This window comes from Vibrio sp. 970 (assembly GCF_033339075.1).
The window spans coordinates 1-501 of sequence record NZ_JAWOTW010000898.1; the positions used below are offsets into that span (position 1 = coordinate 1).

The window sequence follows — 501 nt, forward strand, 5'->3', positions numbered from 1 at the left end:
ACACGACTCTCACGGTTAATAAACCACGTCACAGCTTCAACTAAGCTGTCTTCGTCAAACTCTGGCCAAAACTCTGGCGTAAAGTACATTTCAGCATAAGCCATTTGCCACAGCATGAAGTTGCTGATGCGGCATTCGCCACTAGTACGGATCAAAAGATCCACCTCTGGTAGGTCTGCCATGGTCAAATGCTCAGTGATTAACTGCTCATTAATATCCTCTACACGAATTTCACCGTTACGAGCTTTAAGCGCTAGTGCTTTAGCCGCTTCTGTGATGTCCCATTTACCACCATAATTGGCCGCAATGTTAATCACCATACCAGTGTTGCTTGCCGTTAGATTTTCCGCTTCTACAATTTTCTTTTGTAGGCGCTCACTAAAGCGGCTTGTGTCACCAATAACACGTAACTGTAAGTTGTTTTTATGTAGCTTTTTTACTTCACTAGACAGGACTGTGATGAACAGTTCCATCAAAAGACCAACTTCTTCCTCCGGACGA

Annotated in this window: 1 protein-coding gene; it reads right to left on the reverse strand. The window is 43.9% G+C overall.

The window, feature by feature from the left end:
- Nucleotides 1-501 (reverse strand): polyprenyl diphosphate synthase (gene uppS / locus R7Q11_RS29800; protein ID WP_225467418.1); only part of this gene is annotated, 501 nt, incomplete at both ends.